Consider the following 22,014-nt stretch of genomic DNA (forward strand, 5'->3'; position numbering starts at 1 on the left):
TTATTATATCAAATTAAAGTCCTAAATTTGGATAAACTTTTAAATAATTATCAGACCTTGCTCCTGCCTTGTAATTTAAATATCCTGCCATAGCAATCATGGCTGCGTTGTCGGTGCACAAAATTATATCTGGATAATAAAATTTGACGCCTCTTTTTTCGCATTCTTCTTTTAATCTTTCTTTTAATCTTGAATTTGCAGCAACTCCACCAGAAACTGCCAAAGTTTTTAAACCGGTCTCATCAATTAATCTCATAGATTTTTCAACCAAAACATCCACAACAGCTTCTTGGAAACTTGCTGCCAAGTCAGCCTTATTTATTTCTAAATTTTTTTGCTTTTGATGATTCATGTAATTTAAAACTGAAGTTTTAAGTCCTGAAAATGAAAAATCATAAGAATCTTTTTCAAGCATAATTCTTGGAAAATCAATCGCATCCTTTCTTCCTTCTTTAGAAAGTTTATCAATTTTTGGTCCGCCTGGATATCCAAGACCGATTGATCTTGCAATTTTATCGTAAGATTCTCCAGCCGCATCATCTCTTGTTGTTCCAATTATTTGGTAATCAGTATACCCATTTACTTTTACAAGATAAGTATGGCCTCCACTTACAACCAAAGAAATAAAAGGTGGTTCTAGGTCTTTGTTTGACAAATAATTTGCGCAAATATGGCCTTGCATGTGATTTGTTCCAATCATTGGAATATTTGCTGACAAAGAAAGAGCCTTGGCAGCAGAAATTCCTACCAAGAGTGAACCAATAAGGCCTGGACCTTTTGTTACAGAAATTAAATCAAGGTCTTCATAAGATAAATTTGTATCCAAAAGTGCCTTTTCAATCAAAGGATTGATTGCTTCAAGGTGTTTTCTTGATGCAATTTCTGGCACAACTCCTCCAAAAATTTTATGTATATCAATTTGTGATGATATTAAATTTATCAAAACTTCCCTGTCGTTTTTCAAAATAGCAACTGAAGAATCGTCACAGGAAGTTTCAATCCCCATTGTATAAAAATCTTTCATCTAATCCAATTCCTTTAACATTATATAAGCATCTTCATGAGTTCTAGCATAATAATTTTCCCTAAGTCTGATTTTTTCAAAACCAAATTTTTGGTAGAGATTAATAGCTGGGATATTTTTGGTAGAAACTTCAAGCCAAATTTTGGAAACTTTTAAATTTCTTGCAAAATTAATCATATGCTCAAGCATAAGTGATCCTATATTTTGCCCACGATAAAATTCATCAACTGCAATAGTATAAATTTCTATCTCATCCAAAATTTTTGAAATTATATAAAATCCAACAGCCTCTCCGTTTTTTTCATATACAAAAAAATCCTTATGCTTATTTTTTTCAATATCATGAATAAGGTCTTTTTTGGGCATAGGTCTAAAAAATGACCTAGCTTCGATTTTATAAACCTTGTCCGTATCTCCTACAGTCATAGTTCTAATCATTTTTCTTTTCTCTATCCCTTTCCGCTTGTGATTTTCTCAAATAATTTGGCACAAGCTTATAAAGATCACAATTTTCATCTTTTTTCAAAAGAGCAAGTTTACACAAATTTTTCCCAATACAAGAATTATAAGAAAAATCCAAAATTCTAGCCCTAGAAAATTTATCCCTATATTTTTCACCGACTTCTGAAACTAAATCAAAATCTATATTTTTTTCATTGCAAAGTTTTGAAAAATCATCAATATTATATAAATCTTCTTTTACAATTTCATTCATATTCTCATCATACATTACTCCATAAACTCTTTTTCCCCTTGCATCAAGCATAGCTACTTTCGCTAAATTTGAAGAAGAATTTAAAGCAAGAGCCTTTAAAGTTGAAATCGGAATTAATTTTTTATTTCCAACTTGGGCAAAAGTCTTTGCAATGGTCATACCAATTCTTAAACCCGTAAAAGATCCAGGGCCTTGGCTTATGGCAAAAATATCTATATCAGAAAGCTTAAGTCCCAAAAGTTTCAACAAAGTTTCAATCATTGGAACAAGCGATTCAGAATGAGTTTTTTCTTGATTTACATTAAAATCCCCAATGACTTTTTCATCTTCAACAACAGTTACAGTTGAAATCATTGTGGAAGTATCAATTCCTAAAACTCTCATAATTTCTCCTAATCTAAAAATTTCACGCTAATTTCCCTAGCGTTCTCATCAATTTTTTCTATATTAACTTCAATCATATCATCTGGAAGATAATCCTCCGCCTTATCTGCCCATTCCAAAAATGTAATGGCGTCTTCAGGATAAAAATAATTTTCATAATCTATATCCAAAATTTCATCAGGATTTTCAAACCTATAAAGATCAAGGTGATAAATCGGAAAATCTTCTCCGTTCTTTTTACCATCATAAATATTTACAAGGGCAAAAGTTGGAGATGAAGTATTAGAAATACCAAAATATTTGCAAACAAAAGAAACAAAAGTAGTCTTCCCACTACCCATTTCTCCAATTAAATTTATAACTTGGCCTTTTTTCAATTTTTTAGAAAAATCAAAAGCAAAATCTTCCATTTCCTTTAAAGAATTAATTCTCATAAAAACTCCTTATCATCTATTATACTACAAAAGTCAATTTTAAGGTTTTTTGTCAGATATATTATAATCTAAAATTAAAAAAATCCAATGATTTTAAGGGAAATAAGTTATAAAATTTTATTTGAAAATATAAAGAGATAAAAAAAGAGATCTCTCCACTCCTTACAGTCGGTCGAGATGGGTGCAGGTTTTCTTTATTTAATCGCTAAAGTTTTATTTTCTCTTTTCTCTTGATTTTTATTGATATAAGTGCAATTTATTTTTCTTAATATAGGTGACTGTTATTTAATTTGATTATTTATTTTTACTTAATTACATCCATATCAATTAATAAATCTAATAAAGCACAAACCCATCTCGAGCCTAGTCGAAAGATCTCTTTTATTATCTTTGCTTGTTATTTATTTTCGCTTTGAAATTTTCAAGATTATTTCATATATGCTTACTTTATTTTTAAATTAACTTAATGCACGAGATCTCTCCACTCCTTCCATACGATAAATCGGGATAAACATGCCAATCAAGGCATATTTATCTGGTCGAGATGGGTGATGTATGACTTATTTAATTGCTGAAGTTTTGTATTTTTGGAAATTCATAAAATTATTCAAATAAAAAACAGACTCAAAAGTCTGTTTTTTATTTGAAATATTTATTTTCTTTCGTGCAAAATTCCTGAAACGTGTTTGTACAATAATTTTGTCACCAAAATTTCAATAAATCCTTTTATTAAATTAAATGGAACGATAGCGAAAATCATCATTGTAAAATATGATTTTACTAAGGCGTTTGTTTTTTGTGCCATTGCTACAAAAGCTCCCATATCAACTCCCATTGCTTTTCCGTAAAGTGGGAAAATTACAAAGGCATTTGATAAGGTTGCTGCAAGTGACATAACCAAAACTCCGCAAACCATAGCTATGGTTGCATTTTTTTTGGTTTTCTTTCTTTTATAAATGCTTGAAGAAACAAATACAAAAAGTCCACCGACAACAAAATTTGAAACTTCTCCGACTCCATAAGTGCTAGTCTTGCTTAAATTTAAAATATTTTTAATAAGTTGGATTAAAATTCCATAAACAGGTCCCATTGAAAATCCACCAATAAGTGCTGGCACATCGGCAAGGTCAACTTTCATAAAAGGTGGTGCAACTGGAATTGGAAATTGAAAAAACATAAGTATAAAACTCATGGCTGCAAGAATTCCAACTTTAACTAGATTTCTTAATTTTTTTTGATCATGGCTCATAATATCCTCCTAAAATTTGGCATAAAAAAATGCCCTTTCAGGGCTCAAAGCGTAGACAAAGTCAGTTTAGTAATTCATTATTAATTTAAAATAAAATTACGCTAAAACCCTTCTCGACTAAGTGAGTGAAACGAACGCATGGAGAGATCCCATGAGATTTCTCCGCTCGTTGCACTCGGTCGAAATGGGAATTTTTTTAGTTTGTCAAAAGTCTGTGCCCTTTCAGGGCTTAAATAATTTCTCATAAAAAGAATATCTTCTCTCATCCAGACTATAACTGTCGGTATGGGAATTTCACCCATTCAGTAAAAACTCGCAGACTTTAACTGCCGGTTAGGAATCTAACCTCACCCTGAAGATATTTATATAATATCACAAAATATTTTCATGTACAAGAAAAGCCAGCTTTCGCCGGCTCAAATTTATTTTTTAACATCACAAGATTCCAAAACCCAAGTGTAGCCTTGGCCTCTTTCTGTTTTTATTGGTTCAAGTTTAACTTTTTTAAATTCTTTACGGATTTTTCTAACGTGTTCTCTAACTGATCTATCTGTTGTTTCAATTCCCATTTTTGCCATTTCTTTTACAATAATTTCTTTAGAAACTGGCCTGTTGAGATTTTTAATAAGAATTGTACAAAGACTGATCTCTGATTTTGTAAGATCTAGAATATCGTTTCCAATTCTAAAAATCCCATTGTCAACTTCGATTGAGCAAAAACCAAAAGAAATAATTTTGGAATTATTAATCTCATCGACCTTTTTTAGGGTATATTTTACAAATTCATCTCTCGAATATGAATGAATTACAAAATCCTTATCGTCAATTTTTGCCTCGTAAGGACTTTTTTTGTACCTGTCGGTAAGATAAATTACCGGAATATTCGTAGTTTGTTTTATGTACTGGATTAGCTCTATACACCTTGTATGAGTCATATCCACTAGAATTAAATCAAATTCCGATAAGTCATCTTCAAGGATTATATCCTCAAAATTTTCATATTTTTTGACAACAACTTCATTTTCATCGAATTTAGAGTTGAGCAAGTTAGAAATTCCATTTTTATATTCCATAGATGCTATTTTCATAACTTCTCCTAACTTTAAAATATTATCACTTTAAGTCGTGACAAACTCACTCAATTTTATTATATAGAAAAATTCATCCAATAGCAAGATAAAAATTCAAAATTTTTTGAAATTTATTTTACATTTTAAAATCTTTTCAATTTTATTTTTTTACTCAAAAATTTCTTCATTTATTTTCGAAATATCCTCTATTTTTTTGTAAGAATTTTTTAAAATTTTTATGTTTTTTAAAAATTCACAACTTATTTTTTCCATCTTTTCCCTATCATAAATAATTATTTCCATATTTTTTAACATTTTTATTGATAGACTCTTTGTGTCTTGATGATTTTTAATAATAATATTTTGCGCTTTTTTTGATTGAAGATATGCCCATATATAAACTGGATCTATTTTATTTTTATCTATTTTTATTATAAATAAATTATCATTCGCTAAATATTTTTTATCATCTTCAATTAAGGCTACTTTGTAAGGTGGTGATTTTGAAATTACTAGGTCGTTTTTTTGTGCAAAGGTGAAATTTCCTTTTAAAAAACTAAGTTTTGCCTGAGATTTATCTAAAAATCCTTTTGAAATATTTGAATTTGTGATATAAGAAATACCTTCTTTTGAATATTTTGCTCCCGAATTTAGAAGATCAGTCATGGAGTAACCCCTTCTAATAAAAGTAATAAATTCTTCAAATTTATAAATTTTTTCAGTTTTTAATAAGTTTAATTGCAAAAATTCAAAATCATCTATAAAATTTTCTGGCAATTTTTTTTCTACAAACAATTTGAAATCTTTGTCATAAAATTTATATGATATATCATCAGATTTTTTTCCTAACTTTAAAAAAATTTCTCTATTGTTACAGTTTATAATTTCATATAGCTTATATTTTTTTCCTAATTTTTTAAATATTTCTTTGTTTCTTTCTCTTTTAAATTCTTTATAAGAAATAAATAGGATTGACTTATCAAACTTATTGTTTGAAAAGATTTTTTCTACTCTTTTTATATTTTCTTTGCAAATTCTAGAAATAAATGTATCAAATTTCAAATTTTTAATAGCGTCTAAACTTGTATTTAAAACTCTTCCTCCTGACGAAGATTTTAGGGATTTCTTATATAAATTTAAAAAAACAAATGAATCTATTCTATTTCTTTCACAAGCTAAAAAAGATGCTTGACTAAGGCTTTCTAGTTTTAATAAATCAATCAATAAATCCAAATTATCATCAAGATTTATTAGCATACTATTTTTTTGATAAAAGATTTTTTCGTAAAAATATATATTTTTCTTATTTATCCAAGACTTATCTTTTGTTAATAAAAAGGGTAAATTTTTTATAATTTCTCTTATCATCTCCTTTGAAAAAGATGATTTTATTTTATTTATTAAAGTTTTGTATTTTGTTTCAACGTTTTTTATATAGGTAAAACTTTCTTTTGAAAGGTTGTAGGATAAATTCAAACTTGAATATAAAATAGTCATTACAAAGGCTTTGTTGTTTATCTTAATTAAATTTTCGATTATTTTATAATTTTTTTCTATATAATTTATCATAAATTTCGGATAAGAATTTTGGTCAATGTTTTTTAAAAATATACTTGTTAAATTAAATTGAGAATTATTTAAAGGAGCACCATAAGAAGTAGGTTTATCTACAATTTCTCCTTTAAAAATGTGAGGAAATTCTTTTTCATTTACAAGATTATTAAAGGCGTAAGAGAAAATATCGAAAACACTGGACATAAGTATAAATTTTGGCTTTTCAATTTCTAATAAATATATCTCCCTATCTAAGGCCTTTAGTTGGATTTTTAAATATTTGTCTAAATCTCCTTTTTTTAGAGATTTTAAAATTTTTTTAGTTTCGTAAGCTGATTTTGTTACAAAACCATCATAATACTCACTTCCTATCGAAGATTTTAGAAAATCTGTAATATATGATCCTTCAAGCTTTGTAGAGGTAAAAGTCCTATTTAATTTTGAAATTGCAGGATCCGAAAAAGCAAAAATTCCCTTTTCTAAATTATGAAAAACCCACCAAGGCTTTAAATTTGTTTTATCAAAAATATCCTTATAAACATCTCCTGAAAAATTTTTATAAATATTATAAAAATCTCCGTTATCAGTTATTAGGTTTAAAGCTATATAAATGAATTCAGAATTTAAATACTTATCCCTATATTTTTCATCGTCTAAAGAATCTGGCAATGCATTTTTTATAAAAGAATCATCCCAAATCATAAATGAAGATAAATGAGAAAATTCTTTTTTTAATAATTCGTATTTCATAAAATCACCTGTCAAAATATTTCTATAATATAATTATACAATATCTTTTTATTTTATTTAGAGTAAATTGTCACTCTATTATTTTTATAAAATTTTTGGGGAGTTAAGTTACTCGGAAATTTATATTTGTAAATGATATATTCTTTGTAAGAATATGAACAAATTATGGAGGCAAATATGAAAAATTCTAAAAAAATTATGCTAGGTTCTGCATTAATTTTAGCTTTATCAGTTAGTACTATTACTAATATATCCTACGCTGATCAAGCTATAGATGTAGAAAAAAAATCAGAACAAGTTACAAAAGAAAATCCATTAGATAAAAATAAGCTAATTGATAAGAATGGAAAAAAAGATGATGAAAGTATCAAAGAAATTCCTGAAGAAAATAAAATTAATGATGAAATTTTAAATGATGAAAAAAATAATCCAAGCGATGAAGCTGATGATCAAATTTTAAGCGATGAAGAAAATAATCCAAGTGATGAAGCTAATCTTGAAACTGATGATAATGCAGATCTTAAAGAAAATTCTAATTTAGAAAAAATGTCTGAAAAATCTGATGAAAGTAACAAACAATACAGCCGAGTCGATGAAAATGATTGCAAATATAGAGATAATAATGACAATATAACTTTTAATAAGGAAGAATATGACAAAGCTAAGGAATATGAAAAAAGCGATGAATACCAAAGGTCTGAACCTTATTCTAAAGTACAAAATATTATAAATATTGAAGAAAATAAAAGAATAGAAAAATTTGATGAAAATTTAGATATTGGCTTTGCAGATGGTACCATTGCAAAAAATTCAGCTTCTGTGCTAAGAGATTTTGTAAAATTAAATTATAAAAATGATAAAGCTTATTTTGCTGATAAAAATCTTAGAAGATTTAATATTTCTTTTGATACAAAAGACTTTGATCCTAGTAAAGTAGGAGAATATAAAATAAAAGCAAGCGTTCTATCTTATACTTATAGGCATTCTGGATTTGATATAAGATTAGGTCACTTGGTAGAAAATTTTATAAGGGTGAAAGTTGTTGATGATGGAAATGATAGAGTTTTCTATGATACTTTTGATAAGGCTTTTAAAGCTGCAGAGGATGCTCTAAAAAAAGAAAATAGACTAAACGACTTTACTGTAAGAAAATCTCCTGAAAATTCTAAATATTTTTATACTTTATCTTATAATGACTCAAAAGATGATCCAGATTATAGTCCTCAACAATATAGTAAAGAAGAAATAGATAGGATGTATAAAGATTATAATGAAACTCGCGAAATTTTAGAAAATCATGAGAAAGATGGTTTGAGAGATTTGTATAAATACGACAAAAAATCTCAAGCCTTGATTAGACATTTAATTTATACTAAATTTTCATCAGAATTTGATTTCTTAACAAGAGAGGAATTTGAAAAAAAAGCAATTAATTATCAACCTTTTGCAGATCATACAACTTATTTTTTAAATTTCTATAAAAATTTCTGTTATGCTATTGATAATAATCTTAATCTTCTTGCCCAATATGATTTTAAAAATAAAAGTGTAAATAAGCAAGTTAAATTAACAAATCGTGATTTTATTACAATTTATAATGCAGATCTTGAAAAGGGAAATAAACTTCCTCATATAAAAGATTTAATGGATTTTAAAGATTTTAAAGATGTTTCACGTTTAAACTATAATTGGGACCAAGATACAATTGATACAAATAAATTGGGCAAACAAAAATTGAAAGTTAAGTTTACTTATTTTGACCTAAATGAAGGAGAAAAAGAATTGACTGAAAATATAATAATAAATATAGTTGACAGCAAAAATTCTCCTTCTGAAAAACTTAGCAAAAAAGATATTGAAAAAGAAAATGATGACAAAGACAAGAATGTAAAGCCAGAAGATAATAAAGACAATAAAGATAATAAGGGTAAAAACACAGAAGTAGAAAATAAAGATAATAAAGAAAATATTTCTGATAACAAAGAAGAAAAAGATAAAAAAGAAGATAAGAAAAACGACGATAATAAAACAGAAAATAAGAATAACAATACAAATACTGGACAAGAAAAAGATGGCAAAAATAAAGATTCTTCCGCTAATAAAGGTAACGGAATGGGAGCAGGCCCTTTAGAAAAGGATCCAGAATTTAAAGCTTATGCCACAAAAGAAGAGGCAATTGAAAAAGCAAAAGAAGCTCTTAAAAACAATAATAAATATAATCATTACGAAATAAAAACAACTGACGATGGAAAATATTATTATTATGAATTGAGCAAAAAAGATAATCAACCTGTCAAAACTATAAAAGTTCAAACTACAAACAGTGAGCCAAAAAGAGTTGCTAAATCAAATAATGTAGAAACTGGAGTTTCTAGTCTTACAAGCATAGTTGCAATAGCTTCTTCAAGTCTTGCTGCTTTAATTTTATCTAAAAAAAATAAATAATTTCTATACTATTCCCTAGCATTTTTGCTGGGGAATATTTTTGTTTTTAAAATTTTATTTATTTATTTTGATAAATTATTTTATTGGTAAAATACCAGAAAAATTCATTGGATTATGATATAATATTATGTATAAAATGTGGATTTTTCTGTTGGATTTTTTGTAAAGGAGGATTTTTATTTTTAGATTTTTGTAAATATTTTTAATTATTTTTTATGGAATAATTTTTGTCACTTTATTTGATTTGTTTCTATAAATTTGCTTTTTTTAGCAAATTTATAATTTTTGTTGTAACGTTTCCATTAATAAGCTATGCTTATTGCAAAAAATTTAATAATAAAATTTAATAATAAGGAGTTTTATATGATTTTAAAATACAGGCATGTGAAAATTAGTCAATTAGTTATAAAAATCCTACTAATTTTGGCATCTTTTATTTTCTGTTACTTTACTTACAAACTTTCTAAGATTGGTACTTATGATTCTTTTGAAGTTGTTCTTCATTTTTTTAAAAGTTCGCTTAATGGTATAAAAATATCTTATATTTTTATAATTGTATTTTTATTGATAAATGTTATTTTAACAGCCATATCTTATGGTTTGTTTAAGGAAAGTAAACTAGATGATATCTTTAATATTATTTCTACAGCTATTTATGTGCTTTTTGTGATTTTTTCGATAGAATTTATGAAAATTATTTTCAATTTTTTATCCATATTAAAAGACCTTATGAATGCAAATACGGATTCTATATTAAATGCTATTTATAATGTTGATCTTGATAAATATGAAGGACCTCTTAAAATAGCCGGAGTTTTTCTAGTTCTCGGAATTATTTTTACTTTTATTTCTATAGTCTTACTAATTATTACAATAGCAAATAACAGGCAATTGCATTTTTTGTCTAGACTTACTAATAACAATACAGTAAATCCTGTTGATAGGTCTAAGAAAAATTATTCTAATTTTAATGAAGAACATAATAGAAATTTAAGGGAAAATAATCCTAATCAAAATCCAAATTTAAGAAATCAAAATCCTAGGGACTTTGGAAATAACAAAAATTCTTTTGATGCGAATAATAATATCGAAAGAAATGAAGATTTTGACAAAACAAAAATTCTAAACAGGGATGAAGTAATAATGAAATCTCTTGATAGGAAAGAAAGTTCAAATCCTTCTTCGGATTCTGTAGAAATTAAGCGTGGCGCTTATGATTTTTCTTCTGGTTTAAAAAAGAATTCCTATGAAGAAAAAATCGAAGAAAATATTGATAAGTCAACTGAAAACGAGAATTTTTTAAATAATAAGCCTTTTGAGGAAAATGAAAAATTATCAGATAATGAGTCTTTTGGGGAAAATATAAATCTTTATAATCATCAAGAAAATAAAAATGATATGGGCTTTGAAAATACTCAAAAAAATAATGTAAATACGAATTTCCAAGAAAGGGAAGTTAGAAAAGAAAATCCTAATCAAGGTAATAATCAAAACCTAATAGGTACTTCCAAGAAAGGTCAAAAGAAATTTTTGTTTATAGGCCTTGGTGTCTTGGCTGCAATTATCTTGCTTTTCGCAGGAAGATTTATTTATTATGCTTTACAACCAGATGCTGAATTTGATACTTCTGGTGTTGATATTAAAATTAATGTTGAAGGATACAGCGGCTATGCCAATGCTTGGGCTGAAACTACTGACTCCCCAATTTTAAGTCAATATAAAAATAAATTTTTAAAAGAAGAAATCGAAGAAGCTTACAATCAAAAAATCACTTTGGACAAAGAAAAAAATATCAAAAACGGAGACGTAATAACTGCAACTGTTGAATACACTGCTCTCCCTCCATACAAAGTTTCCTTTAGCGATGACAAAATCGAAAAGAAATTTAAGGTTAAGGGCTTGGATAAATTTATAAATTCTTACGATGATATTAGTGAAGATAATGTTGAAAAATTTGAAGGAGATATTCAAAAAGAAATATCTGACCAATACCTTTCTGACGGTAGCTTCTTTTCAACAAAAACTAAAAATCTCGAAATAGAATTAGCGGGCTTATATGAAAAGAAAGTATCAAAAAAAGAACTTGAAAATAATCAAGGCGGATCATTCTCTCTTGCCTATATTTACAAAATAAATTATGATGAAGTTAATAAAGATTATAACGATGATGGAGATGAAGTTGAAAAAACAAAACCAAAAGAAACTTTTGTAGTTTATGTAGTTTCAAATATTATTGAGAAAAATGGAGCAATAGATTATAATATCCAACAATTATATTCAGACATAGAAGAGGCTGATGCAGTAAATAAAATAAAATTTGATGGATATAAAGAAATAAACTTAGAATAAAAAATAGAGGCTTTTGCAGCGCAAAGGCCTCTTTTAATTTATTTTTTAAAATTACAAGGCAAAATATAAGAGTATACTTGACAACAAATTCCAAAAAATATGAACAAGGGCGGATAATTTCAAATTATTTGTAAAAAATCTCACCAAGACAAGGACAAAGCCAATTGAAAAATAAACCAAAAAGCTATAAATATCAGTTGGCATGTGGGCAAGGGAAAACAAAATATTTGCCATAATAAGGGCAAGAAAATCCTTTATATCCTGGTCACGTCTTTTGAAAATATTCCTAAAAATTCCAGGAAGATATTCCCTAAAAGTATATTCCTCAACAAGAGGTCCAAGAAGGACTATATGGGCAATCAAAGCTGGAGAAAAATTCAACCTAAGCATTGATTCAATAGTCTCTTGATTTTCAGGATTTGTAATATTCTCACCAAAAGCAAATTCTATAAGAAAAGATAGGGCATAAATTCCAATAAGGGCAAGAATAACCACCCTCAAATTCTTAAAAAATCCCCCAGAAAATTTAAATCTCCTATAAAAAATAAGAAAAAATAGAAAAGCAAGAAGGACATAAGCCGCAGTAATAATATACAAAACCGACTTGTCCACGCCCCTAATTAAAATACTATAACTTGCAGGCACAGGTCCCAAAAAAATTAAAAGCAACAAAAATAAAAATTTGAAAAATCCATATTTGCCGTTAAATCGTTTAGATAAATATTTCATAAAATTCCTTTCAATGTGGTATATAAATATTTTTACCCAAAATATGAGAATTTTTTGAAATAAATACATATTTCCAGATTTATTTAACTCATGAGATCTCTCGACTCGCTTTGCACGATAAATCGGGATAAATAACCGAAATCAACGGTTATTTATTTGCTCGAGATGGGTTATTTTTTCTTCTATTTAATTACTAAAGTTAGATTTATTTCCAGAAATTATAAATTCTTTTTTATAATAATATTACATTTTATTTATCTAACATAAAATTATGATTCTCTTAGTAATTTATTGTAAATTTTTTTAAAATCATTCGAAGTAAATTAGTAAATCAAAATTAACCCATCTCGGATTATAATCGAGAGATCTCTCGACTCATTACATTCGCTCGAGATGGGTTTGTATTCTTATTTTCAGTAATTATATATTTTGCTATTAGAATTTATTATATTTTTATAGAATTCCTTAAAGTGATTCGAAGTATTTAGTAAATCAAAAATTAACCCATCTCGAGCGATAGTCGAGAGATCTCTTTATTAATTTTAGAAATTAATTTATTTTGTCCATTGAAGTTTACTATAAATTATTTAATATTTCCTAGATTTACTAAATTCATGAGATCTCTCGACTCGCTTTGCACGATAAATCGGGATAAATAACCGAAATCAACGGTTGTTTATCTGCTCGAGATGGGTTATGTGTCTTCTTTATCTAATTTTAAATTTATATTTTTTATTCATAAAGAGCAAGCTTCTCGCAAAGCTCATCTATTTGGTCTATTATTTCTCCAATAAATTCAATTGTTTCTTCTAAGGCTTTTGTATTTGTCATATCTACTCCAGCTTTTTTAGAAAGATCCATTGGGCTTAGGGTTGAGCCTAGGTTTAAAACTTCTCTCCAATTTTTTATGTCTTCTTCATTTCCATTTATTATTTTGTCGGAAACTTTTGTTCCTATTGTAAGTCCTGCTGAATAGGTGTATGGATAAAGTCCCATGTAATAATGTGGTTGGCGCATCCAGGTTAAGTCTGATCCTTCAACCAATTTCACATCTTCTCCCCAAAATTCTTTTAATTTTTCACCAAAAATTTCTTTGAAATCTCCTGCTGTAAGGCTTTCTCCCTTGTCAATTCTTTCATAAACTTCTCTTTGGAAAGCTGCTTCTAGAAAATGGGTTACGAAATTGTGGTAGTAGGTTTTTGAAATCATTGTATCCAAAACCCACAATTTTTCCCTATCGTCTTTGGCGTTTTTTAGTAAATATCTTTCCATAGTTATTTCATTTGCTGTTGATGGACTTTCTACAAAATACATTGAAACATCTGTATTTATTGCATCTTGATTTTTGTTTGTATTTTCAAAATGTCCAGCGTGTCCCAATTCGTGAGCAAGAGTCATTACTTGGCTCATGTCCTTGTTGTAGGTTGTCATTATATAAGAATGGCAGCCGTAAGGTGTATCGCAAAATGCTCCAGTTCTTTTTCCCTCGTTTTGCGCATAATCAATCCACCTATCACTGAAGGCTTTTTTGAGCATTTCTACATAATCATCTCCCAAAACTTTTAGGCCATCTACTATATAATCTCTCGCCTCTTCGATTTCAATTTCTTTTGAAAAACCAGAATCAATTGAAAGTTTCAAATCCGCATAAGTCATCTCGTCAAGTTTGTAAACTTTTTTCAAAATATTTGCATATTTTCTCATGTGTTTTGGAAGTTTTTCCATGATCGTATTAATATGATTGTCGTAAATTTCTCTTGGAATATCTTGGTAGGACAAAAGCATATCAATTACCGAATCATATCCTCTTAAATTTGCAAGGATTTTTTCATTATTTATGTGGGTATTATAAATTGCCCCGTTTCCTGATTCATAGCGAGAAAGTGCCTTGTGATAATTTTTGAAAGCTTCTCTTCTTACTTTTGTATCTTTATCAGTTTCATAATATTCTTCAAAAGTATTGTGGTTTAATGGAATATTTTTCCCATCAATTTCTATATCATCAACTTTTATATCCCCATAACGCAAAGACGCATATTCGCCGTATGGTGCATCAAAAGTTGGAGACAATTTTGAAATAACTTCTTCAGCCGCATCATCCAAAATATGATCTTTTTTGTCCAAGGCTCTTTTTAGATAATAATCATAATCTTTGTGATTTTCTCTCACTTCATTTATGATTTTTTCATCGATTTTTGTCAAAAGTCCATCAAAAAAAGTTAAATTTGCATAGATTTCACTCGCCTTTGAACCAAAATTTGCATATCTTTTTTGTGGATGTGGATCGTTGGCGTCAACTTCTGTAGAAATTCCTGCAAAAGATCCAAGCCTGTGCATGGCCCCATAAATTTCAGACAAATCTTTTAGGGCCATATATAATTTATCGGAAGAATCTACTTGCTTGTAAGTTTTTTTGAAATTTTCACTTTTCTTGATTGTTTTATCAAGTTCTTCATAAAATTTCTCATCATTTTCAAATAAATCTTCCAATTTCCATGTTTCTTTTATATCAACTTCGTTTCTTTTTAGCATTTTTTCCCTCCATTTCTAAATTTTATTATACCATCACAATAGAGTATAATGAAAAAAACGGAGGGAAATATGACAGTAAACAAAAATAAATTAGAAAATTATGCAAAACTTGCAGTTGAATTTGGTGTAAATGTACAAAAAAATGAAGATGTTTTGATAAATTCTTCCTTGGAAGATCCTACTCTTGCAAGACTAATTGCAAAATATGCCTACCAAAAAGGCGCAAGACTTGTAAGCATTAATTGGAAAGACGAAGAGCTTACAAAATTAAAATATACCTACGAGGACCAAGAAACTTTAAACGAGGTGCCTGATTATATTATTGAAAAAAATATTTACCAACTTGAAAAACACAGATCAAATAGGATTTCAATAATCGGCGATGACCCAGATTTATTAAAAGATTTGGACCAAAAAAAGATAGCAGAAGCTGTCAGAGAAAATTCTTTGAAATTAAAAGATTTTGTAAAATATACCATGAATGATATGGTTTCATGGCTTGTTATTGCCTATCCAACAAAAAAATGGGCAAAGAAAATTTTCCCAGACCTTACCGAAGAAAAAGCAGTAGACAAATTATGGGAAGTAATTTTTGATGTCAGCCGTGTTGATGAAGATTGGGAAAAAACCAAAAAAAATTGGAATGACCATATAAACTTATTGAATGAAAAGGCAGAATTTTTGAATTCTCACCAATTTGATGAAGTTCATTATACTTCAAAAAACGGAACAGATTTAAGAGTAAAATTGCCAAAAAATCACATTTGGATGTCAGCTTCATCAAAAAATGAAAAAGGCGATTTATTTTTGCCAAATATTCCAACAGAAGAAGTTTTCACCTCCCCACAATTTGACGGAGTTGATGGAAGGCTGGTTGCTGTAAAACCGCTCGTTTACAATGGGGTTATAATAAATAATTTCGAATTCACCTTTGAAAATGGAAAAGTTGTAGATTTCAAGGCAGAAGAAGGCTACGACACATTAAAAGAAATGTTAGAATCAGACGAAAATGCAAAATATTTGGGAGAAATTGCCCTAGTTCCATATGAGTCTCCAATTTCAAAATCAAATATTTTATTTTTTAACACCCTATTTGACGAAAACGCATCCTGCCACTTCGCCCTTGGAAAAGCCTACCCAACAACAGTAAAAGGCGGAACAGAAGTAGAAGACAAGGACCTTCACAAAATCGGCTTAAATGATTCCCTAATCCACGAAGATTTTATGGTAGGAGCAAAAGATTTGACAATAAAAGCCTACAAAGACGGGGAAGAATTTGATGTATTTGTTGATGGAAATTGGGCGTAGAATATTTTATAAGTGATTTAATGTAAATAGATTTTTAAATTATTAGTCAAAGTAAAAGTAAATTATATTCTAAAATTAATAAAGAGATCTCTCGACACTAAAACCCATTTGCTACGCAAATTTCTCTGTGCTTTCGCACTAGTTCTAGGGATAAATATGCCAAATCAAGGCATATTTATCAGCTCGAGATGGGTTTGACTTCGTTTGTTTTTAAATTTAATTTTTAAAAATAAATAAAAAATAATAACCTATTTTTAAAATATAGGTTGTAAAAATTCCTCCTGATTAGTTTTTATCTACACTAATCAGGAGGTCTTATATACAATAAATTTCAAAGCTTCTAGGCATTATTTTCTTATAGAATAATTAACAACTACAATTCCTAAAATCGTAATTATTCCAAATAACCCCCATGCTCCCATAAGAATATCATTATAAAACTTAATATTCTTAACAAAAAAACTAGACAAAAAGGCAATAACTAAAGGTATGCTCATTATAAAAGTCATTTTTTTGACTTTAGATAGATATCCTTTTCTTATTAGCTCTTCTTTCTTATCTTCTTCCATAGTATTAAATCCTGCTATAATATTTCCATTAGTCTTATCTATCATATATGAAGAAAATAAGCATAAAATAATTGGAATCAACAAAAATATTTTAACAGTAATATCTTTAGGATCTGCTAAATTCATATGTAAATACCCCTCCTCCAAAAGTTAAAATTTTGTCTCAATTTAAAATAGAAAATATCATTATATAATCATTATACCCATCAGGTTTTAAGTCTTTAAATATTTTTCATATACTATCATTTTTTTGATATTATCAAATGTTTTCTCATTAATATATGAAACGGCTAATTGTCTATCATTACTTTAATATAATCTAATTCGGTTTTATCAAACTAATATATTCATTAAACCTATATTTCAATCTAAAATACAAACTTTATCTTTGAATAAATACTGTATTAACCCATCTCGAGCCTAGTCGAGAGATCTCATTTATAATGTATGCAATAAATCATATGAAACCTAGAGTTTCAAAAATATATAACGAAAACATATTGAAATTAAAATTAAAAGATGTAAAATAATATTAAACATGGAGTCGAATATACCATGACCAATTAAAAAGACAGGAGTGACGGCTCCTGTCTTTTTATGTGCTAATTATCGTTTTTAATATACCTATCTAGCCGCTTGCTGATATAATTTGCTATTATACCTGCTACGATAGATATAATCATAGAGTCGAATTTTTTCATAACCTCACCTCCCAACTGTTACCAGTTTGGGTACGATAACATATTAATTATATCATTTCGAAAAATCATAAACTATTAAATTGAAAATAAAATAAAAACTTATATAGTAATATTGAGCATGGTACCGAGTTATATCCATGACCAAACAAAAAGACAGGAGCAGCCACTCCTGTCTTTTATTGTGCTAATTATCGTGTTTATAATATCATTTTGAAAATCATAAACTGTTAAATTGAAATTTCACGGGTTCAAAATTAATTAAAATCCAAAATTAATAAAGAGATCTCTCGACTTCGCTCGAGAAGGGTTTGGCTTCGTTTATATTTTAGTTTGATTTTTATAAATAAGTAAAAGTTTATAATCCATTTCAATTAAAAATATAAACTTCAGCATTTAAATAAATACCATATTTACCCATCTCGAGCCTGTCGAGAGATCTCATAGATTATTTAAGGCTAATATTAATTTTAAAAATAGTAATAATAATGGAAAAATAAATTAAATCCATATTAATTTATAAATCTCAAATAACTTCTTCTCTCGATATGATTTTGGACTTATTCCAGTTTAAACTCTAAAAAAAACCTTAAAACTTTACAAATAATCAAAAAGGGGGTATTATAATAAATGAAGAACTGTTGTAAAACGGTGGTTGCCGATTTTTATCGGTAGTTTTTATCTGATGCGTGGAAGTTGAACGCACCTTATAAGTGCCTGATGTGGGATTTATTTGGCCTTAAATTCTTCTATGAGCTCAGAGTTTTTACAAGAAAAAATTATCTAAACAAAAAAGCATCAACACCAGCCGAAGATTGCGCGATTAGTTGTTAACTAAGACAGCAGTCTTTTTTGTTTTGCTAATCGCCAGATTAGGAGTGATAATTTATGCTCAGAAAAATTCTGAGAAGTTTAGAAGTTACGAAAAAAGAAATTTTGATTATTTCCCTTGGTTGTGCAATTATGTCCTTTGGAGTAATAAACATCCACGAACAAGCACAAATAACCGAGGGTGGAGTTTTGGGACTTGGCTTATTTTTAAGAAAAGCCTTAAATATGAATCTTGCCTACACCACACCAATTTTGGATGGGCTATGCTATATTTTAGGATTTTCAATGCTTGGAAGAATATTTTTAAAAAAATCAATTATAGCAACAATAATGTTTGCAGTATTTTATTGGATTTTTGATTATATTGGACCAGTAATTCCAAGTCTTTATGATATGCCAATACTTGCCGCCATATTGGGTGGAATATTTATTGGATGTGGCTGCGGAATAGCAGTTACAGCTGGAGGATGTGCAGGAGGCGACGACGCCTTAGCAATGACAATTTCCAAAAAAACAAAATGGCCAATATCAAGAGCCTACTTGTTTACAGATTATTTGGTCCTCGGCTTATCATTAATTTATATTCCATTTGGACACTTAATTTATTCATTTTTAACAACAATTATCTCATCATTTTTGATTGGACAATTTGAATTAAAAATGGAAATGCCAGCTTGGCAAGTATGCCAAGGAAAATTAAGTCATGCAAAATCTTAAATTTAAAAAGGATATTTCAAAGTATTAAGTATTTTGAAATATCCTTTTTTGTTTGTAATATTTTATTTTTTCTTGAATTATCTCAGTATATTTCTATTAATATTTACATTTTCTTTAGTTACATTTATTCCATGAGATCTCTCCACTCGCTCCACTCGGTCGAGATGGGTAATTATTATCTTTGTTTTGCTACTGACGTTCTTATTTTATTTATATTCTCATTATTAACTTTTTAAATGAAATATTTACTTAAACTTAAAAAACAAAACGAAGTAAAACCCATCTCGAGCTTGCCGAGAGATCTCTGGATTGTATTGTGATGATGCTTTGATTTTTACTTTGGATTATCTAAGGATATTTCTTTAAATATTTACTTTTCCTCTAGATATGTATATCTATGAGATCTCTCCATTCGCTATGCTCAGTCGAGATGGGTATTGTTCTCTTTATTTTATTACTAAAGTTCTTATTTCTTTATATCCTCATATTAACTTATATAATTAATTATTTTTACATATTAATAAATCAAACGAAGTCTAACCCATCTCGAGCTGATAAATATGCCTTGATTTGGCATATTTATCCCTAAAACTAGTGCAGATTTATAACCGTTGATTTCGGTTATAAATCCTGAAAACTAGTGCGAGAGCACGGAAGAATTTACGTAGTAAATGAGTTTTCATAAGCACGGAAAAATTTGCATAGCAAATGGGTTTTAGTGTCTAGAGATCTCTGGATTAAAATTTTCTTGTATTTATTTTTCCCTTGGATTATCTCCTTTTTATCTATAAATTTTCTCAACCCCATGTTTTTTATTCCACAAACCTACAACAACTGGAACCAATATTGATGTCAAAATTACTACTGTGCCAAGTTGGGCCTCAGATATTGCCATGGTGCTTTGCCATGATGGATCTAGATCTGAAACCAAGGCTGGAACAATTATTGAATTTCCTGCGGCGGTTGAAATTGATAAACCTGCCCATCCTGGCCTTTTATTTATAAAAATATCTGCAGGCAATGTAAATAAAAATGCTGCCAAAATTGCCATAAGGCTTAGGGCAATTCCTCCCAGGCCTCCTTTTATAAGTGTAGAAAGATCAATTCCTGCTCCGATGGAAAAACCGAGAAATGGGAGAATATATTTTTGACTTTCCCCAAGAAACTTGCAAAATCCCTTGTCAATATTTCCAAGAAAAATTCCAACAAGAATTGGAAGTGCCAAATCTAGGATTGAAGATGGCGTAATATTAGCTACATTTAAGATTGAAAGGGTCAAAAATGTGAAAATTGGCACAGAAATTATAGAAGTTATGGCGGCTGATGCCATATCATATTCGTCCCCATAATCATTTATAAGGCCAACAAAAATCGAATTATTTTGATTGGAAATCGCAGCGATAAAACAAAGGCTCGTCATGCCAAAAATTCCCTTATTGCCAAAAATTTTAATGTATAAAAATCCAAGAACAATAGAGCCTATCCATTTAAAAATAAATAAGGTAAAACCACGGTGAAGGGCTTTTTTAAGCCTAGAAAAAGTAAGTTGGCTTCCTACAGCAACCAAGGTTATGGAAATAATTGCATTTAGACCGTCGATTTTTGCAATTGATGACGAAGTTGGCCCAAGATTGAAAAATTGGGGAAAAAATGAATTAATAAGACCTGCAAAAAGCATAGGAATAACAATTCCACCAGCAGGAACTTTTTTGAAAATTTGACTAAACATAGACACTCCTTTTATTATTTTTCTATTATACTACTTAAATAATTTCGTGAAAATTTCGAAATCATAAAATATGATTATAAAAATATTTTTCCATGCAAATACATCAAAATTTGAAAAAAATATAGTATAATATTGAAAAAGAAAAGAGGTAACAATGGAAAAATTAAAACAAATACAAAAAAAATTTCAAATAAACGGAGCAGGCTTAAAATATATCGCCTTTATTTCAATGTTCATTGACCATTTTAATAAGACAATAATAACCCCACTTCTAAATTATCAACAACCTCTCGTGACCATATCAACCATTTTCGATATAATCGGAAGAATCGCCTTTCCAATTTTTGCCTTTATGATTGTAGAAGGCTTTTACAAAACAAAATCAAGAGGGAAATATTTGAGAAATCTTTTGATTTTCGCCATAATTTCAGAAATCCCTTACGATATGTTCCAATCAAAAGTTTTTATCAATAATAGGTCACAAAATATAATGTGGGCGCTTGCCCTTGGACTTTTGACCCTAATAATTGTCGATAAATTAAAAGAAAAAATCAAAAATAAATACGCTTGGCTTGGCATTTCAATATTAATAGTGGCAATAAATGCGGTAGTAGCAACCCTTCTATCCTTCGACTACGATTATTATTCCATAATAATAATTTTCATCCTCTACCTTTTCTACGATAAAAGATTTTTAGGAAGCATCCTTTCATATCTTGTGATAATAAAAGAAGTTTATGCAATATTGGGCTTTGCCGTAATCAATTTTTATAATGGAGAAAAGGGAAGGCAAAATAAATTATTTAATTATTTCTTCTACCCAGCCCATTTATTGTTACTTGGGATTTGTAGGTTTTGGTTGAATATATAATTTTTGTATTAAATTTAAGTTAATTTCATTATTTTATTAAAAAATATCCCCTAAAT

At 28.5% G+C, this 22,014-nt stretch carries 16 protein-coding genes and 1 riboswitch; of the genes, 5 read left to right on the forward strand and 11 right to left on the reverse strand.

Translation table 11 applies throughout. From position 1 onward, the window contains the following. Positions 1-13: 13 nt before the first annotated feature. The 7 genes from tsaD to BN2087_RS02305 all read right to left on the reverse strand — a co-directional run bounded on the left by tsaD (position 14) and on the right by BN2087_RS02305 (position 7,180). The gene (gene tsaD, locus BN2087_RS02275; RefSeq protein ID WP_049690276.1) at positions 14-1,024 is read right to left on the reverse strand and encodes a tRNA (adenosine(37)-N6)-threonylcarbamoyltransferase complex transferase subunit TsaD; all 1,011 of its coding nucleotides are present in this window, start codon (positions 1,022-1,024) and stop codon (positions 14-16) included. After that, positions 1,025-1,462 carry a ribosomal protein S18-alanine N-acetyltransferase gene (gene rimI, locus BN2087_RS09350; protein ID WP_049690277.1) on the reverse strand — a complete coding sequence of 146 codons (438 nt, stop codon included), beginning with the start codon at positions 1,460-1,462 and terminating at the stop codon, positions 1,025-1,027. Further along, complete coding sequence (tsaB, locus tag BN2087_RS02285; protein WP_049690278.1) at positions 1,455-2,123, reverse strand: tRNA (adenosine(37)-N6)-threonylcarbamoyltransferase complex dimerization subunit type 1 TsaB; 669 nt, start codon at positions 2,121-2,123, stop codon at positions 1,455-1,457. Before tsaB ends, rimI begins: the two co-directional genes overlap by 8 nt. An 8-nt stretch (positions 2,124-2,131) precedes the next feature. Then, the gene (gene tsaE, locus BN2087_RS02290; RefSeq protein ID WP_049690279.1) at positions 2,132-2,557 is read right to left on the reverse strand and encodes a tRNA (adenosine(37)-N6)-threonylcarbamoyltransferase complex ATPase subunit type 1 TsaE; all 426 of its coding nucleotides are present in this window, start codon (positions 2,555-2,557) and stop codon (positions 2,132-2,134) included. 652 nt (positions 2,558-3,209) lie between these two features. Continuing rightward, the gene (locus BN2087_RS02295; protein ID WP_049690280.1) at positions 3,210-3,806 is read right to left on the reverse strand and encodes an ECF transporter S component; all 597 of its coding nucleotides are present in this window, start codon (positions 3,804-3,806) and stop codon (positions 3,210-3,212) included. 250 nt (positions 3,807-4,056) lie between these two features. After that, positions 4,057-4,170: riboswitch (FMN riboswitch) on the reverse strand. 58 nt (positions 4,171-4,228) lie between these two features. After that, positions 4,229-4,894 (reverse strand): winged helix-turn-helix domain-containing protein, encoded by a 666-nt coding sequence (locus BN2087_RS02300; RefSeq protein ID WP_049690281.1) that lies wholly within the window; start codon positions 4,892-4,894, stop codon positions 4,229-4,231. Positions 4,895-5,044: 150 nt separating this feature from the next. After that, the gene (locus BN2087_RS02305) at positions 5,045-7,180 is read right to left on the reverse strand and encodes a restriction endonuclease subunit S domain-containing protein (RefSeq protein WP_049690282.1); all 2,136 of its coding nucleotides are present in this window, start codon (positions 7,178-7,180) and stop codon (positions 5,045-5,047) included. A 177-nt stretch (positions 7,181-7,357) separates the two neighbouring features. Between BN2087_RS02305 and BN2087_RS02310 the strand changes: the two genes are divergently transcribed. Both BN2087_RS02310 and BN2087_RS02315 read left to right on the forward strand, forming a co-directional pair. Next, complete coding sequence (locus BN2087_RS02310; RefSeq protein ID WP_049690283.1) at positions 7,358-9,625, forward strand: DUF5633 domain-containing protein; 2,268 nt, start codon at positions 7,358-7,360, stop codon at positions 9,623-9,625. Positions 9,626-9,988: 363 nt separating this feature from the next. Beyond that, positions 9,989-11,974, forward strand: coding sequence for a hypothetical protein (locus BN2087_RS02315; protein WP_049690284.1), 1,986 nt, complete (start codon positions 9,989-9,991; stop codon positions 11,972-11,974). A gap of 51 nt (positions 11,975-12,025) precedes the next feature. Here the strand turns inward: BN2087_RS02315 and BN2087_RS02320 are convergent, their stop codons facing one another. Together BN2087_RS02320 and pepF are read right to left on the reverse strand one after the other, a co-directional pair. Next, complete coding sequence (locus BN2087_RS02320; RefSeq protein ID WP_049690285.1) at positions 12,026-12,703, reverse strand: CPBP family intramembrane glutamic endopeptidase; 678 nt, start codon at positions 12,701-12,703, stop codon at positions 12,026-12,028. A 732-nt stretch (positions 12,704-13,435) separates the two neighbouring features. Beyond that, on the reverse strand, positions 13,436-15,235 hold the full coding sequence (gene pepF, locus BN2087_RS02325; RefSeq protein WP_049690286.1) for an oligoendopeptidase F: 1,800 nt from the start codon (positions 15,233-15,235) through the stop codon (positions 13,436-13,438). A 69-nt stretch (positions 15,236-15,304) separates the two neighbouring features. Between pepF and BN2087_RS02330 the strand changes: the two genes are divergently transcribed. Then, complete coding sequence (locus BN2087_RS02330; protein ID WP_049690287.1) at positions 15,305-16,543, forward strand: aminopeptidase; 1,239 nt, start codon at positions 15,305-15,307, stop codon at positions 16,541-16,543. A 347-nt stretch (positions 16,544-16,890) separates the two neighbouring features. Here the strand turns inward: BN2087_RS02330 and BN2087_RS02335 are convergent, their stop codons facing one another. Beyond that, a complete protein-coding gene (locus tag BN2087_RS02335) occupies positions 16,891-17,238 on the reverse strand; it encodes a DUF3784 domain-containing protein (protein WP_049690288.1) in 348 nt (115 codons plus the stop codon). 1,460 nt (positions 17,239-18,698) lie between these two features. On the opposite strand from BN2087_RS02335, the gene BN2087_RS02340 reads away from it, so the two are divergent. After that, positions 18,699-19,358, forward strand: a complete 660-nt coding sequence (locus BN2087_RS02340; protein ID WP_049690289.1) for a DUF6198 family protein — start codon at positions 18,699-18,701, stop codon at positions 19,356-19,358. A 781-nt stretch (positions 19,359-20,139) separates the two neighbouring features. Here BN2087_RS02340 and BN2087_RS02345 read toward each other — a convergent pair. Further along, the gene (locus BN2087_RS02345) at positions 20,140-21,087 is read right to left on the reverse strand and encodes a 2-keto-3-deoxygluconate permease (protein WP_049690290.1); all 948 of its coding nucleotides are present in this window, start codon (positions 21,085-21,087) and stop codon (positions 20,140-20,142) included. A gap of 154 nt (positions 21,088-21,241) precedes the next feature. On the opposite strand from BN2087_RS02345, the gene BN2087_RS02350 reads away from it, so the two are divergent. After that, the gene (locus tag BN2087_RS02350; RefSeq protein WP_049690291.1) at positions 21,242-21,958 is read left to right on the forward strand and encodes a TraX family protein; all 717 of its coding nucleotides are present in this window, start codon (positions 21,242-21,244) and stop codon (positions 21,956-21,958) included. Positions 21,959-22,014: the final 56 nt, after the last annotated feature.

Source organism: Anaerococcus jeddahensis, assembly GCF_001182725.1.
Taxonomy (GTDB): domain Bacteria; phylum Bacillota; class Clostridia; order Tissierellales; family Peptoniphilaceae; genus Anaerococcus; species Anaerococcus jeddahensis.